The following is a 1,228-nucleotide window of genomic DNA, read 5'->3' as shown; positions in this document are numbered from 1 at the left end:
GGCAGAATGCGGCAACCAGCCCTGCAAGACAACTTGAACCGATGAGCCAGACCCAACTTTTTGAAGCCGCCTTGGGAATCAAGGCCCCGTGGTACGTGCAAGGCGTCGATTTCGATGCTGCGCGGCGTGAACTGACCATTGCCGTGGACTTTGTCGCGGGTACACGCTTTCCCTATCCCGGCGTCGCGGGCGAGCATCCGGCTCACGACACCCAGATCAAGCGGCTGCGCCACCTCAACTTCTTTCAGCACGAGTGCTATCTGGAGGTCCGGGTGCCACGGGTACGTCTGCCAGACGGCTCGGTGCGCCTGGTCGAACCCGACTGGGTGGGCAAGCTGGACGGCTTCACGCTGCTGTTTGAAGCGCTCGTGCTGGCGCTGTGCCGGGAGATGACATTTGCCGCGGTGGCACGCGTGGTGAACCTGTCGTGGCATCGGGTGAAGGCCATCTGTGACCGTTACGTGGACCTGGCCGTGGCCGCGACTGACCTGTCCCAGCTCAGCGCAGTCGCCATTGATGAGACCTCGTGCCGACGCGGCCACGACTATGTTTCGCTGGTGGCCGACATGGACAAGCGACGCGTGGTCTTCGTCACACCGGGCAAGGATGCCGGGGTGGTCGAACGCTTTGCCCGGCACCTGGAAGAACACAACGCAGCGCCCGGGCAGATCGAATCGGTGAGCATCGACATGTCGGCCGCCTTCATCAAGGGCGTAGACGAACACCTGCCCGATGCGCGTGTGACCTTCGACAAGTTTCATGTCGTGGCGCATGCGTCCAAAGCGCTTGACGGCGTGCGCCGCGCGCAGCAGAAAACCGATCCGTCGCTGAAGGGCATGCGCTGGTCGCTGCTCAGGGATGCCGATAAGCTCGATCTTGAGCAACTGACCGATCTCGAGGCTCTGATCAGCCAGTACACCACCAACCGCACGGCCCGTGCGTGGATGTACCGCGAGCAACTGCGCGAGATTCTCGATCGCAAACAGATCCACGTCGTCTCCAAGATGTTGCGCCGGTGGTGCGGCAACGTTATGCGCTCCAAAGTCGAGCCCATGAAGGACGTCGCGCGCATGATCCGTCGTCATTTCGACGGCATCATCGCGTGGGCCCAGACGCGCCAGACCAACGGATTCATTGAGGCCATCAACGGCCTGTTTCAGGCCGCCAAGCGTAAGGCACGGGGATACGCCAGCTTCAAAACCATGCGTACCGTGCTCTTCCTCATCGC

1 protein-coding gene is annotated in these 1,228 nt (G+C 62.0%); it reads left to right on the top strand.

What is annotated here, in order from left to right:
* Positions 1–41: 41 nt before the first annotated feature.
* Positions 42–1,228, top strand: a 1,187-nt coding sequence (locus P3T40_RS44935; RefSeq protein ID WP_429274097.1) for an ISL3 family transposase, incomplete at its 3' end; no start/stop codon positions are given.

It is taken from the genome of Paraburkholderia sp. EB58 (assembly GCF_050436665.1).
In the GTDB taxonomy this organism is placed as follows: domain Bacteria; phylum Pseudomonadota; class Gammaproteobacteria; order Burkholderiales; family Burkholderiaceae; genus Paraburkholderia.
Note: the sequence above shows the minus strand (reverse complement) of the source record. Positions and strands in the feature narration are given on the sequence as shown.